The 15,493-nt window shown below is 70.5% G+C and carries 6 protein-coding genes and 3 pseudogenes; 6 read left to right on the top strand and 3 right to left on the bottom strand.

Going from position 1 to position 15,493, the window contains the following annotated elements:
• Positions 1 to 21 precede the first annotated feature (21 nt).
• From OJJOAM_RS20360 to treY, 5 genes and pseudogenes are all read left to right on the top strand, one after another.
• Positions 22 to 2,547, top strand: a pseudogene (locus OJJOAM_RS20360) (glycogen/starch/alpha-glucan phosphorylase).
• A gap of 241 nt (positions 2,548 to 2,788) precedes the next feature.
• Positions 2,789 to 4,558, top strand: a complete 1,770-nt coding sequence (gene glgA / locus OJJOAM_RS20355) for a glycogen synthase GlgA (RefSeq protein WP_422650910.1) — start codon at positions 2,789 to 2,791, stop codon at positions 4,556 to 4,558.
• A gap of 84 nt (positions 4,559 to 4,642) precedes the next feature.
• Entirely contained in the window at positions 4,643 to 6,703 is a 2,061-nt protein-coding gene (locus OJJOAM_RS20350; RefSeq protein WP_422650909.1) for an alpha-amylase family glycosyl hydrolase, read from the top strand.
• 19 nt (positions 6,704 to 6,722) lie between these two features.
• Positions 6,723 to 7,175 (top strand): annotated as a pseudogene (locus OJJOAM_RS20345) (alpha-amylase family glycosyl hydrolase); the annotation flags it as partial.
• Positions 7,176 to 7,455: 280 nt separating this feature from the next.
• Complete coding sequence (gene treY / locus OJJOAM_RS20340; RefSeq protein ID WP_422650908.1) at positions 7,456 to 9,450, top strand: malto-oligosyltrehalose synthase; 1,995 nt, start codon at positions 7,456 to 7,458, stop codon at positions 9,448 to 9,450.
• 102 nt (positions 9,451 to 9,552) lie between these two features.
• On the opposite strand, the gene OJJOAM_RS20335 is transcribed toward treY, so the two are convergent.
• A complete protein-coding gene (locus OJJOAM_RS20335) occupies positions 9,553 to 11,700 on the bottom strand; it encodes an ATP-binding protein (protein WP_422650907.1) in 2,148 nt (715 codons plus the stop codon).
• A gap of 177 nt (positions 11,701 to 11,877) precedes the next feature.
• Positions 11,878 to 12,736 (bottom strand): annotated as a pseudogene (locus OJJOAM_RS20330) (SDR family oxidoreductase).
• Positions 12,737 to 13,157: 421 nt separating this feature from the next.
• Between OJJOAM_RS20330 and OJJOAM_RS20325 the strand changes: the two are divergent.
• Positions 13,158 to 14,591, top strand: a complete 1,434-nt coding sequence (locus OJJOAM_RS20325; RefSeq protein WP_422650906.1) for a methyl-accepting chemotaxis protein — start codon at positions 13,158 to 13,160, stop codon at positions 14,589 to 14,591.
• Between the two features lie 100 nt (positions 14,592 to 14,691).
• On the opposite strand, the gene OJJOAM_RS20320 is transcribed toward OJJOAM_RS20325, so the two are convergent.
• Positions 14,692 to 15,363 (bottom strand): MarC family protein, encoded by a 672-nt coding sequence (locus tag OJJOAM_RS20320; protein ID WP_149316305.1) that lies wholly within the window; start codon positions 15,361 to 15,363, stop codon positions 14,692 to 14,694.
• Positions 15,364 to 15,493 lie beyond the last annotated feature (130 nt).

Raw genomic sequence — 15,493 nt, 5'->3', positions numbered from 1 at the left:
CGGGCCCAGCTCGCCGAAACCATGCCCGCCGACAGCCACGAGGACACCCGCACCGCGATGTCGGGCGCGACCATCCGCCGCGCCTTCCTCGACCATGTCTTCTACACGCAGGGCAAGCTGCCCGGGCTTGCCAGTCCCAACGATCTGTATCAGGCACTTGCCCATACGGTGCGCGACCGGCTGGTGCAGCGCTGGATCAGTACCGCGGAAACCTATCTGGGCCAGCCCTCGCGCACGGTCGCCTATCTGTCCGCCGAATTCCTGCTCGGCCCCCCACCTGGGCAACAACCTCGTCAATCTGGGCATCTTCGACGAGGTCAAGGAGACCATGGCCGAGCTCGGCCTGGACCTCGACACGGTGCTGGCGCAGGAGCTGGAGCCGGGCCTGGGCAACGGCGGCCTCGGCCGGCTGGCGGCGTGCTTCCTCGATTCGCTGGCGACGATGCAGATCCCGGCACTCGGCTACGGCATCCGCTACGAGTACGGCATCTTCCACCAGTCGATCATCGACGGCATGCAGGTCGAGAGCACCGATACCTGGCTGCGCCACGGCAATCCGTGGGAGATCCAGCGTTCCGAATGGGCGGTGCAGGTCAAGCTGGGCGGCCAGACCGAGCACTACACCGACGACCGCGGCCACTACCGGGTGCGCTGGGTGCCCGCCAAGACGGTGGTCGGCGTGCCGTTCGACTCGCCGATCCTTGGCTATCAGGTCAACACCGTCAACACATTGCGGCTATGGCGGGCGGAGGCGACCGAGGCCTTCGACTTCGGCGTGTTCAATCGCGGCGACTATCTGGGCGCGGTCAGCAAGAAGGTGACCTCCGAGAACCTGACCAAGGTGCTCTACCCGAACGACGAGACCGAGCAGGGCAAGGAACTGCGGCTCGAGCAGCAGTATTTCTTCGTGTCGTGCTCGCTGCAGGACATGCTGCGGCTGCTGGACGCGCACGGCATTCCGGTCACCCGGTTTCATGAAAAGTTTGCCGTCCAGCTCAACGACACCCATCCGGCCATCGGCATCGCCGAGCTGATGCGGCTGCTGGTCGACGAGCACGGCGTGGCCTGGGACGAAGCCTGGCAGATCACCCGGCAGGCCTTCGCCTATACCAACCACACGCTGCTGCCGGAAGCGCTCGAGATGTGGCCGCTGCCGCTCTTCCAGCGCACGCTGCCGCGCCATCTGGAAATCATCTACGAGATCAACGCGCGCTTCCTGCACGAGGTGCGCATCCGCTTCTTCGGCGACGAGTCGCAGCTGTCGCGCCTGTCGCTGATCGACGAGCGCGGCCAGCGCCATGTGCGGATGGCGCATCTTGCCTGCGTCGGCAGCCATACCATCAACGGCGTGGCCGAGCTGCATTCGCGTCTGATGCGCGAGGACGTGCTGAAGGACTTCTACGCCATGTGGCCGGAGAAGTTCACCAGCATCACCAACGGCGTCACGCCGCGGCGCTGGCTGGCGCTGTCCAATCCCCGGCTGTCGCGGCTGGTGTGCGAGTCGATCGGCGACGGCTGGATCGGCGACCTCGACAGGCTGCGGGAGCTCGAGCCGTACGCCGACGACACCGGTTTTCGCGACCGGTGGCAGGCGGCGCGGCGCGAGAACAAGGAAGACCTGGCGCGGCTGGTGCGCGAGACCACCGGCGTGGTGGTCGACCCGTCGTCGATGTTCGACGTGATGGTCAAGCGCATCCATGAATACAAGCGCCAGCATCTGGCGGTGCTGCACATCGTCGCGCTGTATCACCGGATCAAGTCCGACCCGAACGCGGACATCGTGCCGCGCACCTTCCTGTTCGCCGGCAAGGCGGCCCCGGGCTACCACTACGCCAAGCTGATGATCCGGCTGATCACGTCGGTGGGTGACGTCATCAACCGAGATCCGCAGGTGCGCGACCGGCTCAAGGTGGTGTTCCTGCCCAACTTCAATGTGACCTATGGGCAGAAGATCTATCCGGCCGCCGACCTGTCCGAGCAGATCTCGCTGGCCGGCAAGGAGGCTTCGGGCACCGGCAACATGAAGTTCGCGATGAACGGCGCGATCACGATCGGCACCATGGACGGCGCCAACATCGAGCTGCGCGAAGCGATCGGCCCCGACCACTTCTTCCCGTTCGGCCTGTCGGCCGCCGAGGTCTACGCGCTGAAGGCCGCCGGCTACCGGCCGGCCGCCTGCTACGAGAGCCATGCCGAGCTGCGCGCCGTGATCGACCTGATCGGCCAGGGCTTTTCTCGCGCGGCGATCCGTCGGTATTCCAGCCGATCTTCGGCGGGTTGCTGCAGCACGATCCCTATATGTTGCTGGCCGACTTCGCCTCCTATCTGCATTGCCAGCAGGACGTGTCGACCGCGTTCACCGACCAGCCGCGCTGGCAGCGGATGTCGGTGCTGTCGTGCGCGCGCTCGGGCCGTTTTTCGTCCGACCGTGCGATTCGGGAGTACTGCGAGCGGATCTGGCGCGTGAAACCGGTGCCGGTGCCGCTGCTGCATCGCGCCGCGATGAGCACGGCGGGCACGCGGCACAAGGGCGGCCCCGGCATGTAGTTCTTACATCGGCCGGCGGAGGCTTTACGCATTGCTTGTTTCAACAGTTACGAACCGGTTACGCAAACCGTTGAACGCAAAGCCTTTGCGAAACATCCGCCACGCTGGCATGCCATTCGCATGGCATCAACGCTTCACGCGCCGACGCCATGCAACGACGCTCCGCGAGTGAAGCGCAGCAGCGGCGGTGCAGCCCGACCGCCGCCCCACCACCAGCGCACTCAGAATGGCGGAGATCAACTTGAACACGAACGTGCTATTCGTGGCGGCCGAGGCCATGCCCTTGGCCAAGACAGGCGGCTTGGGAGATGTCGTCAGCGGGCTGGCCCGCGCCCTGCAGCAGCGGGGCCTCGATGTCACGATCTTGATGCCGGGCTATCCGCAGGCCCTGGCTCGCGCCGTGGGGCTACGCAGCCTCGGCGCGCTGAAACTTGCCGAGAACGCGCCCGGGCTGGCGCTGGCACCCGGGCATAGTGCGATGCGGCTGATGGCTGGCCGCATGCCGGGCAGCAACGTGCAGGTCGCCCTGCTCGACTGCCCCTCGTTCTATGACCGCGCCGGCACGCCGTACACCGACCCGACCGGTCGCGACTTTGCCGACAATCCGCAGCGCTTCGCGGCGCTGGCGCATGCGGCGACCGCCATCGCCGCGGGCCGCACGCCGCTGCCGGTGCCCGCCGCCGTGCACGCCCACGACTGGCATGCCGGGTTGACGCCGCTCCTGATGCGCGCCGCCGGCCTCGACACGCCGAGCATCCTGACGATCCACAACCTCGCATTCCAGGGCATCTTCCCGCTGTGCCTGGCGGGGCAGCTCGGCCTGCCGGAAGAGTGCCTGACGTCCGACGGCGTCGAGTTCTGGGGCAAGCTCAATTTCCTGAAGGCCGGCATCCGCTACGCCGACCGCGTCACCACGGTCAGCCACAACTATGCGCAGGAGATGCTGACGCCGCAGTTCGGCCACGGGCTGGAAGGACTGCTGCAGGCGCGGCGCGAGGTGCTGGGCGCGATCCCCAACGGCATCGATACCGAGGACTGGGACCCGGCCAGCGACGATCTGCTGCCGCACTGCTATACGCCGAATGCGATGGCCGGCAAGCGGGCCTGCAAGGCCGCGCTGCAGAACCGCTTCGGGCTGCCGGCCGATCCGGCCGCGCCGCTGGTCGCGATGGGCAGCCGCCTGACCCACCAGAAGATGGCCGACGTGGCGCTGGGCGCCATCGAGCGCGCGCTGCAGGCCGACGACCGCGTGCAGTTCGCCGTGCTGGGCTGCGGCGAGGCCGCCATCGAGCGCGGCTTCGAGGCGCTGGCCGCGCGTTATCCGGATCGCGTCGGCGTGTCGATCGGCTACCGCGAGGAAACCGCGCACCTGCTGCATGCGGGCGCCGACGTGCTGCTGCACGGCAGCCGCTTCGAGCCCTTCGGCCTGACCCCGGTCTACGCGATGCGCTATGGCACGGTGCCGGTCGCCTCGCGCGTCGGCGGCCTGGTCGATACGGTGCGCGACGCCGGCCATGGGTCGACACCGCAGCCCGGGGCGACCGGCTTCCTGTTCGACGGCGAGACCGCCGAGGCGATGAGCGCGGCGATCGAGCGCGCGCTGCAATGGCTGCGGCGTCCGCGCGCGTGGAAGGTGCTGCAGCGCGCCGGCATGCAGGCGCTGTTCTGCTGGACGCGGCCGGCCGAGCAATACCTGTCGCTGTACAGCGCGCTGTCGCCGGCCCTGGCCTCGGCGCTGGCGATGCAGCGCGCCGCGCAACGGGCGACGGAAGTGGCGCAGGTCGAGGCCGTGCCCCAGCCGCAACGCTCGCCGCAGCGCGTGCCGCGTTCCACGCCCGCCAGCACCCCTGTCATGGCGCCCGAGCCGACGCCCGAACTCGCGATCCAGGCCTCGCCGTCGCGGCGGCGCAGTCGCAGCGCCGGGGTGGACCGCGGCGCGGTGCCGGCGCAGGCCGGTGCGGCCGGCACCAGCGGCGGGTTCGGCGATGCGCTGCCGACAGCGGCCGCCTGATGCCGCAAGCCGGCGGGACGGCAAGGTGCGCGGGCCGCGCGCCGCCGCTCCCGCCGCGTGCTTTCAATCGATACGGAATTCATCATGAGCGTAGAGCCGAACCCCGCCGCCGCAGCGGCCGCGGCCCAGCCGCGCGGCGGCTGGGAAACGTTGGGCACCGCGCCGGCGCCCGCACCGCTGGGCAGCGCGTCTGAAGCCGCGCCGGCGCACCAGCCGCGCTTCGGCCCCCTGCGGCTGGCCGACGGCCGCACCTGTTTCCGGCTGTGGGCGCCCGATATGGCGGCACAGGGCGAAATCCCCCGGCTCGAGATCCACGACGCCGGCCCGGTGCTGATGACGCCCGCCGGCGACGGCTGGTTCGAGGCCATCGTTGCCTGTTGCGAAGGCGCGCGCTACTGGTTCCGTCTCGGCGACGGCACCATCGTGCCGGACCCGGCCTCGCGCGCGCAGGCCGGCGACGTGCACGGCGCCAGCGTGGTCGTCAATCCGACCACTTATCAGTGGTGCCATCCCTACTGGCAGGGCCGGCCCTGGCACGAAGCCATCATTTACGAAATGCACGTCGGCCTGTGCGGCGGCTACGCCGGCGCGGCGCGCGAACTGCCGCGGCTGGCGGCGCTGGGCTTTACCGCGGTCGAGCTGATGCCGCTGGCCGAGTTTCCCGGCAGCCGCAACTGGGGCTACGACGGCGTGCTGCCGTTCGCGCCGGAATCGAGCTACGGCACGCCCGACCAGCTGCGCGCGCTGATCGACGCCGCGCACGGGCTGGGCATGATGGTGCTGCTCGACGTGGTCTACAACCACTTCGGCCCGGAGGGCAACTATCTGCCGCGCTACGCCAGCGCCTTCTTCCGCGAGGACGTCCGTACTCCCTGGGGTCCGGCGATCGACTTCCGCCGCCAGGAGGTGCGCGACTTCTTCACCGAGAACGCCTGCTACTGGCTCGAGGACTTCCGCTTCGACGGGCTGCGGCTCGACGCCGTGCATGCCATCGCCGACGAGGGCTGGCTGGCCGAACTGGCGCCGACGCTGCGGCAGCGCTGCGCGGGCCGACAGATCCATCTGGTGCTGGAGAACGACCACAACGACGCCGAGCTGCTCGCCGGCGGCTACGACGCGCAGTGGAACGACGACGCACACCACGTGCTGCATGTGCTGCTGACCGGCGAACACGACGGCTATTACGCCGACTATGGCGCGGTGGTCGCGCCCGAATTCGGCGCCGGTGCCGACGCCGCGCACCGGGCCGACTCCGGCAGCCATCCCGGCCCCGACTACGGCCGCGCCTACGACCAGGACGCGGCGCCGCGCGGCGATCATCAGCCGCTCGGTCCCACCACCCGACATCTGGCGCGCGTGCTGGCCGAGGGCTTCGCCTATCAGGGCGAGGCGTCGCCGCACCGCACGCGCGAGACGGGCGGCGACAAGCCCGTCCATCGCGGACAGCGCAGCGCGCATCTGCCGCCGACCGCCTTCATCAGCTTCCTGCAGAACCACGACCAGATCGGCAACCGCGCGTTCGGCGAGCGCATCACCGCGCTGGCCCAGCCGCGCCCGCTGCGCGCCGCGATCGCGCTGCAGATGCTGTGCCCACAGATCCCGATGGTGTTCATGGGCGAGGAAGGCGGCACGCGCACGCCCTTCCTCTATTTCACCAGCCATCCGCCCGAGCTGGCCGAGGCCGTGCGCGAAGGCCGCCGCCGCGAGTTCGGCTCGATGGCCGGCTTTGCCGACGGCGCGCGCGCCCACAGCATTCCTGACCCGAACGCGCCGACCACCTTCGAGGCGTCGCGTCCGGAGTTCGATCCGGAAGGCGACGACGCGCAGTACTACAAGTCGCTGATCACGCTGCGCCGGCGCGAACTGCTGCCGCGGCTGCCCGGCACGCGCTGCGAAGGCGTCGACGTGCTCGGCGACGCGGCGGTGCGCGCGAGCTGGCGCATGGGCGACGGCGCGCTGCTGACGCTGTGGGCCAATCTCGGCGACGCGGTCGTTTCCTGCGGCGACGCGCCGCGAGGCGAGCTGCTGGCCGAGAGCGAGGCCGGCGCCGCGCGCCAGCTGGAGAAGGGCACGCTGCCCGCCGGCGTCACGGTCGCCTATCTGCAATCCGGGCAGCAGACGCCGTCCGAACACACCGCCGGCTGAACGCCGGGCGCTTGCCACCATGTCGTCAGCCTCGAGCAACGAATCGCATTCCGCCGCCGCGCATCCGGCCGCGCATCCGGCCGCGCACCCCGCCGATCCCGCTGCCGATCGCGCCGCCGATTACCCCGCCGATCGCGCCGCCGAACGCGGCAACACCATCGTGCCGCGCGCCACGGCAAGGCTGCAGCTGCATGCCGGCTTCACCTTCGCCGACGCGCAGCGCCAGGTCGACTATCTCGCCTCGCTCGGCGTCAGCCATCTGTACCTGTCGCCGATCTTCACCGCCAAACCAGGCTCGACGCACGGCTACGACGTCACCGACTTCCAGCAGATCAACCCCGAACTCGGCGGCGAGGCCGGCTTCCAGGCGCTGGCCGGCCGCGCGCGGGCGGCCGGGCTCGGCGTGATCATCGACATCGTGCCCAACCACATGGCCGCCAGCTCGACCCACAACCGCTGGTGGGCCGACGTGCTGGCGCGCGGCGCGGAGAGTCCCTACGCCGGGCACTTCGATATCGACTGGCATTCGCCCGATCCCGAACTGCATGGCAAGGTGCTGCTGCCGATCCTGGGCCGCCCGTACTGGGAAACGCTGCAGGCCGGCGAGATCGCGGTGCGCAGCGACGGCCAGCGCCATTGGCTGCAGTACGGCGAACACGAGGTGCCGCTGTCCGAGGAGTCGATGGCCGCGTTCGACGCCGGCCGCGACGGCGCTGGCTTCGATACGGCGGCGCCGGGCGGCGTGGAACGCCTTGCATGCGCTGCTGGAGCAGCAGAACTATCGGCTCGCCTGGTGGCGCACCGCGGCGGACGAACTGAACTGGCGGCGCTTCTTCGAGGTCAGCGAACTCGTCGCGGTGCGCGTCGAGCAGCCGCCGGTATTCGACGACGTGCACGCGCTGGTGCTGCGGCTGGCCAGGGACGGCCTGATCGACGGCGTGCGGGTCGACCATGTCGATGGCCTGGCCGACCCGGGCGGCTATTGCCAGCAGCTGCGCGGGCAACTGAACGCCGCGATGGCGGCGCGCGGCGCGCGCCCGTGGATCGTGATCGAGAAGATCCTGGCCGAGAGCGAAACGCTGCGCACCGAATGGCAGGTCGACGGCACCACCGGCTACGACTTCATGGACGAGGTTGGCGCGGTGCTGCACGACGGTGCCGGCGAAACGGCGTTGACGACGCTGTGGCAGCAGGTCAGCGGCGACAGCGAGGAGTATGGCGAGCAGGTGCGCCAGGCGCGCCGCCATCTGCTGTCGCGCTTTCTCGTCACCGAATTCGAAGGCGCCTGCCGACGCCTGCATGCCTGCGCGCGCGCGGAGCCCGCCACGCGCGACCTGACGCTGGCGAGCTGGCGCCGCGCGCTGGCCGCGCTGCTCGAGCCGCTGGAGGTCTATCGCACCTATCTGGGCGAGCATGCGTGGTCGCGCGAGGACCGCCTGCGGCTGGAGACCGCCGCCGAGGTGGCGCGCCGCGCGGTCCGGCCCGACGACACCGCCACCGTCGATCGGCTGCTGGCCTGGCTCTGCGCGGGTCCGCATGCCAGCGGCGCGCTGCGCGAGGCGCGCGCCCGCGTGCAGCAGTTGATGCCGCCGCTGGCTGCCAAGGCCGCGGAGGACACGATGTTCTACCGCTACGGGCGGCTGCTGTCGCGCAACGAGGTGGGCAGCCACCCCGCCACGCTGGCGATGCCGCCGGATCGCTTCCACGCGCGCATGGCGGTACGCGCGCAGGTCTGGCCGCACGCGATGCTGGCGACCGCGACCCACGACCACAAGCGCGGCGAGGACATGCGGATGCGGCTCGCGGTGCTGAGCGAACTGGCGCCGGAATGGCAGGCCGCGGTCGGCGAGTGGGAAGCCCGCGCCCTGCGGCTGGCGGGCTCCGGCGACCGCGCCGGCCCCGATGGGTCCGACCGGCTGATGCTGTATCAAACCCTGGTCGGCATCTGGCCGCCCGAGCTGCCCGCCGACCGCGATGCCGGCGACCAGGATGTGCAGGCGCTGCTCGAGCGCGTGCGCGCGTGGCAGACCAAGGCGGTGCGCGAGGCCAAGCGGCACGGCCACTGGACCCGGCCGGACGAGGGCTACGAACAGGCCTACGCGGGGCTGCTGCAGGCGATGGCGCAGGGCGACCTGCTCGGCAGCGTGGCGCGCTTCGCGCAGCGCATCGCACCGGCCGGCGCGCTCAACAGCCTGGCGCAGACGCTGCTGCAGCTGACCGCGCCCGGCGTGCCGGACCGCTATCAGGGCACGGAGGGCTGGGACTTCAGCCTGGTCGATCCCGACAACCGCCGCCCGGTCGATTACGACGCGCTGCGCGCGGCGCTGGCCTGCACGGCCGGCTGGCAGACCTGGCTCGAACAATGGCGCGACGGACGCATCAAGGTGCAGCTGGTGCGGGCGCTGCTGGCCGCGCGTCAGGCGCAGCCGGCGCTGTTCCGCGATGGCGGTTACCGGCAACTGCATGGCGAGGGTCCGGCGGCCTCGCATGTGCTGGCGTTCGAGCGGCGCCACGGCGGCGACCGCGTCATCGCCATCACCGCGCGGCTGGCCGCACGGCTGGTGCAGGACCGGCCCGCCATTGCGCAGGCGGCGTGGGGCGACACGTTGCTGTGCGTCGGCGAACCCGGCGCCAGCCGCTGGTCCGATGCGCTGACAGGGCGCACGCTGTCGGCGCCGAACGGCCGGCTGCGCGTGGCCGACGTGCTGGACCCGCTCCCGGTCGCGCTGCTGCGCCGTACCGGCTGAGGGGTCTGCGCCGATGCCACCGTGCGGTGCGCATCTGCCGACCGGTGCCGTCTGTATGGGTACCGTCCGAATCGGTACCGTCAGAGCGGTGCCGGCTGAGCGCTACAGCCGCGACGGGCTCGACTGGCCGTCCACGGCCCGCGCGGGCGCCAGGATGCCGGCCTTGACCAGCGTCTGCGCGTTCCAGGGCTTGAGCAGGAACGGCAGCCCCGACACCGATGCGAGCGCGATCATGTCGGCGTCGTCGGTCATCAGGATCACCGGCAGGAAGGGAAAGCTGCGGGTCAGCCGATCGCGCAGCGCCAGCCCGCCGAGCGCGGGACCGAGGCGCGCATCCGCGATCACCAGGTCGAAGCCGTAGCGGTCGGTCGCCGCCATCGCCTCGGCCTCGTCGCGCACCAGCGTCACGCGATGGCCGGTGGCCTGCAGCGATTCGACCGCGCTCTGCACGCTGCGCGGCTGGTCGGCGACGATCAGCACCGCGCTGGCGCCGGCCCCCCAGCGCGTGCGCGCATGGCTGTCGCCATGCTGCCAGGCCGGCAGATAGAGCCGCACCGTGGTGCCCTTGGCGACCTCGGAGTCGATCACCGCCACGCCGTCGACCTCGCGGCAGAAATCGTGCACCTGCGCCAGTCCGAGGCCGCTGCCCAGGCCCGCGGTCTTGGTGGTGAACAGCGGCTCGAAGACCCGCTCGACCACCTCCGGCGGCATGCCCTTGCCGTTGTCGCGCGCCGACAGGCAGACGTAGTTGCCGCGCATGCCGCCGGGGCGGCTGCCATCGAGCGTCACGTTCGTCGCCGCGACCACGAACTGGCCGCCGCTGGGCATCGCATCGCGCGCGTTCGAGGCCAGGTTCATCATCGCCAGTTCGAGTTCGTTCTTGTCGGCGCATACCGGCCAGCAGGCCGGATCGATCTCGTAGCGCAGTTGCACGCGCGGCCCCAGCGTCGAGCGGATCAGCGGCGTCCAGCCCTCGGCTTCCTGCGGCAGCAGCAGGACCTCCTTGCGGTGCTGGCGCTTGCGGGCCATGCCGATCAGCTGGTTGCTCAGCGCGACGCCGCTCGCCACGCTGCGCTTGATGCCGGCCAGCGCCTTCTCGCGCGCGACATCGGGGCGCGTGATCATCAGGTCGGTATTGAACGAGATCACCGACAGCACGTTGCGGAAGTCGTGCGCGACGGAGGTGATCAGATGCCCCACCGCCTCGAGCTTGCGCGACTGGCGATAGCGCTCCTCGACCTCCTGCCGGCGCGTGACCTCCTCCTGCCAGCGCAAATACGACTGCTCCTCGCGCTTGAGCCGGCGCAGGCTCACCCAGGCCAGCGCCCACAGCGCGAAGGCGGGGATCGCCGCAACGGTCGCGCCGATATACAGCCGGTGCCGCCACTGCGCGTGGATCACGCGCATCGGAATGCCGACCACCGCGTGCAGCAGCCCGCTGCCCATCGACCAGTGCGCGACGATGCTGTCGTCGCCGCCCAGGCCCGCCATCCGCGCGACGCTGTCGCCGGACCCTTCCGATACCCGCTGCAGCCCCTCCCGCACCGCATCGGGCACGTGCTCGGACACGCTGTCCGGATATGCGGCCAGCACGACGCCGTCGCCGCGCACCAGCGCGGCCTCGGCGCCGGTCTCCTGGCTCAGCACGTCGCGATAGAAGTCGGCGAAATACGAGGGGCGCAAAGCCACCGACACCAGCCCGGCGACATTCGCATCGGGACCGAGCCGCGGCATGCTGACGTTGATCACCCGCTCGGGTACCACCTTGTCGGTAACGACGCCGGTCACGTCGAACGGACGCAGCCCGCCGACGATCGCGCGGAAATCCTCGCGCTCGCTGATCGATACGCGTGGCACCGGGTAGAAGCGGCTGCTGGCCAGCAGCACGCCCTGCTCGTCGTAGACCGCCAGCGACGACGCCTGCGGCAGGCCGCCGACGATATCGGCCAGGCGGGTATGGATGTCGTCCTCGTGCTGCCGCAGCTGCGCGTTGCTCCAGCCCGCGGTGGCATCGCGGATGCGGCTGTTGATCTGGTGATTGCCTTCGAAGACCTTGCTGGCGTGCTCCTGAATCACGCGGGCGAGCCGCGCGGAGCGCTGCTCGGCCTCGGCCACGTCCGCGCGCAGCGACAGCCACGCCCAGGTGGCCAGCACCGCCGCGGGGAACAGGATCGCGCCGAACAGCAGCGCGACCAGGGTACGGCGCTGCGTGGCGAAGTAGTGGCGCGTGCCGAGATAGCTGTGGGGCATGGTGGCAAGGGGCTGGACCGGGCAACCGCGATGGCGGCCACTGCACGAATGCGCAGCTTACCCCAGCAAGCATTCAGGTTAGACGCCGAGCCCCGAACGTCAAGCGCGAGCGCCCCCCCCGATGGGCCGGTGCCGGACGACCCATCGATCCCTTGCCACAACGAAACTTGCCTTTGCCTAGCCGTTGATCACCTCGCCGCCGTTGATATGCAGCACCTGCCCGGTGATATAGCTGGCCGCGCGCGAGGCCAGGAAGACGAAGCCGGCCGCCACCTCGAACGGCTGGCCGGGGCGGCCCATCGGCGTCTCCTTGCCGAACTTCTCGACCTGCTCCGGCGGGAAGGTCGACGGGATCAACGGGGTCCAGATCGGGCCCGGCGCCACGCCGTTGACACGGATGCCGCGCTTGACCACCTGCAGCGCCAGCGAGCGCGTGAACGAGACGATCGCGCCCTTGGTCGACGAATAGTCGAGCAGGTGCGCGCTGCCGCGATAGGCGGTGACCGAGGTGGTATTGACGATGGCCGAGCCAGGCTGCAGATGCGGCAGCGCGGCGCGGGTCAGGTGGAACATCGCGAAGACATTGGTGCGGAAGGTCGCCTCGACCTGGGCCTCGTCGATCTGCTCGGGCTGCTGCTTCGGATGCTGCTCGGCCGCGTTGTTGACGAGGATGTCCAGCTTGCCGAGTTCCTTGACGGTCCGCTCGACGACCTGCGCGGCATGGGCGCTGTCGCCGAGATCGCCGTCCATCAGCAGGCAGCGGCGGCCCGCTTCCTCGACCAGCCTTGCGGTTTCCTTGGCGTCCTCGTGCTCGTTCAGATAGGCCACCGCGACATCGGCGCCCTCGCGCGCGAAGGCCACCGCGACGGCGCGGCCGATGCCGCTGTCGCCCCCCGCTGATCAGTGCGACCTTGCCGGTCAGCTGGCCGCTGCCGACATAGTCGTCGGCGCCGCTGTCGGGCTTCGGATGCATTTCGCTTTCCAGGCCGGGCTGCCGGTCCTGGTGCTGCGGCGGGAGTTGCTCGGGTGTGGCCATGGGCTTTCTCCTGTCTGGCAAACGTTGGCGAACGCCACGCCTGGCGCGTGGCACCTTGCCGTGGGGCCGCAACTTTCATGCCGCCGCCGGCATATGGCGTCCTTCCCCGCCCCAGCCGCTTCTACCCCGCTCATCGGTCCGGATGGCCCCGCCCCGGCGCTCTCCTCCTTACAACCGCGCTGGCAATCCTTACCGGCGACACCGGTCGTCCCGCGTCCTTGCGGGTAAACCATGACCGCGTCCGGCCTAAGGTCCGCCTCCGATCTGCCGATATCGTCGGTGCGGCGGCATGCCGTCGTGCGGCCGCGATAACAACATCCACAACGAATGCGAAATTGCAACGACAGGGGGTCGAATGGGTAGCAGCACGCTCGCTTTGCGCGCGGAAGCGGGTCACACCGCCACGCGACCGGATGAACGCTTGCCGGAGGCGCAGGCCGCCGGCACGCTGCTGGAGGCCGTCCACCGGCGCGCCGACCGCCTGCTGGTCGGAACGATCTGGCTGCTGTGGGCGGCATCGCTGCTGACGGGCTGGCGCTACGGCACGCTCGGCCCGAGCCTGGCGGTCGGCCTGCCGCTGTCGGCGGCGGCCAGCCTGTGGGCCGCGGCGCTGCCGGGCCGGCTCGGCACGCGATTGGCGACCGCGGCGATCTCGATGGCGATGGTCGGGCTGCTGATCCACCAGGCGCACGGGCAGGCCGAGTACCACTTCGCGGTGTTCGTGCTGCTGTCCGTGCTGCTGGCCTATCGCGACTTCCGGCCGATCCTGCTGGCCGCGGCGCTGATCGCCGTGCACCACCTGAGCTTCAACTATTTCCAGACCTGGGGCTGGGGCGTGATCTGCTTCACCGAGCCGGGCCTGGGCATCGTGCTGCTGCATGCGGCCTTCGTCGTGGTGCAGACCGCGGTGCTGGTGGTGCTGGCCCATCGGATGGAGGCCGACGCCCGCTCCGCCGGCGAACTGGCGGCGCTGGCCGCGCGCATCGGCAGCGATCCCGGCTACCTGACGCTGACGCCGGCGCGCGCCGGCGCGCCGCGGCCGGCCAGCGCGCTGGCGCGCTCGTTCCAGGCCACGCTGGACGCGGTGCGCGGCACGCTGCTGCAGGTGCACGACAGCGCGGCGGAGGCGGCGGCCGCCTCCGGCGACATCCTGCAGCGCAATACGGTGCTGGCCGAACGTACGCACAGCCAGCAGCGCGCGCTGGAGGAAATCGTCACGGCGATGAGCGCGCTGCGCCGCAGCGCCCACGAGAACGCGGACCACGCGCAGGCGGCCCACACGCTGGCGGGCACGTCGCGCGCGGTGGCCGCGCAGGGCGGCGAGGTGATAGGCTCGGTCATCCGCACGATGGGCGAGATCCATGCGGCCAGCGAACGGATCGCCGACATCATCGGCGTGATCGACGGCATCGCGTTCCAGACCAATATCCTCGCGCTGAACGCCTCGGTCGAGGCCGCGCGCGCGGGCGAGCAGGGCCGCGGCTTCGCGGTGGTCGCGGGTGAGGTGCGCACGTTGGCGCAGCGCAGCGCCGCGGCGGCCAAGGAGATCCGCGCGCTGATCGGCGAATCGGTCGACCGCGCGCGCGCCGGCTCGGAGCTGGTCGGCACCGCGGGCAGCACGATGGGCGAGCTCGAGGCCAGCGTCGCGCGGCTCGCCGCCATCGTCGACCAGATGGCGCTCGCCACCGGCGGACAGCGCGCCGGCATCGATCAGGTGGAGGTAAATATCGCCGGCATCGACGCGGCGTCGCGCCAGAACGCCGACCATGTCGACCAGACCGCGGAAGAGGTCGCGCGCCAGCAGCAGCAACTGGCGCGGCTGACCGGCGCGGTGGGACAGTTCAGGCTGGATTAGGTCGCGGGATGACCGGCCATCCGCACGCGCCGCCGGGCGGTGCGGGGGTGCGGGGGGTGCGGGGGGTGCGGGGGTGCGGGGGTGCGCGCGATGCCGGCGCTCAGCCCAGGCCCGGCAGCGTCGTCAGGTATTCGCTGATGCCGGTCATCATGATCTGCACGCCGATGCACAGCAGCAGGAAGGCCGACAGGCGCGTGACGACGTTGGTGCCTTCCGGTCCGAGCACGCGGGCCAGCAGTTCGGCGCGGCTGTAGACCACATAGACGACGATCGCCACGGCGACACTGACCGTCACCGACACCACCGCGGACTCGATCGCATCGCGCCATTCGCGGCTGCGGCTGGCGTTCAGTGCGATCGCGGTGGCAATCGAGCCGGGGCCGGTGGTCAGCGGAATCGTCAGCGGGAAAAACGCCATCTGGGTGACGTCGCCGGTCGAGACCGATTCGATGCGCTTCTCGGCGGGCTGCGTCGGCGCGTTCAGCATGGTCCAGCCGCTGAACGCCACCACGAAGCCGCCGGCCAGGCGCAGCGCCTGCAGCGAGATGCCGAAGAAGCCGAGGATCGCGGTGCCGAGGAAGAAGGTCACCAGCAGCACGATCAGCGAATTGATCGCGACCTGGCGGCTCAGCTTGCGGCGCTCCTCGACGGTCAGGAAGCGGGTCCGGTCGAACAGCACGAAGGCCATGCCGAACGGGTTGATGATACTGAGCAGCGCGGAGAACGCGAGCAGGAATTCCGCCACCAGATTGCTCAAGCTCAGGATGCCCATTGTGCGCGCCTATCCTCACCAAATCGCGCAAGCATAGCGCATGGGGCACTGCGGCGACTACTGCGATCAGCCGGGTGCATTGGAGCCGGCCGCGCCGTTGGTGGCCGGCGATGCCGGTGCCGGGGTTGGG

Source organism: Cupriavidus sp. H18C1, from assembly GCF_049311595.1.
Classification (GTDB): domain Bacteria; phylum Pseudomonadota; class Gammaproteobacteria; order Burkholderiales; family Burkholderiaceae; genus Cupriavidus; species Cupriavidus cauae.
Note: the sequence above shows the minus strand (reverse complement) of the source record. Positions and strands in the feature narration are given on the sequence as shown.

Excerpts from the sequence above, each read along its gene's own strand:
- OJJOAM_RS20350 (WP_422650909.1), top strand. The coding sequence starts at position 4,643 with ATGAGCGTAGAGCCGAACCCCGCCGCCGCAGCGGCCGCGGCCCAGCCG.
- OJJOAM_RS20320 (WP_149316305.1), bottom strand. The coding sequence starts at position 15,363 with ATGGGCATCCTGAGCTTGAGCAATCTGGTGGCGGAATTCCTGCTCGCG.
- OJJOAM_RS20335 (WP_422650907.1), bottom strand. The coding sequence starts at position 11,700 with ATGCCCCACAGCTATCTCGGCACGCGCCACTACTTCGCCACGCAGCGC.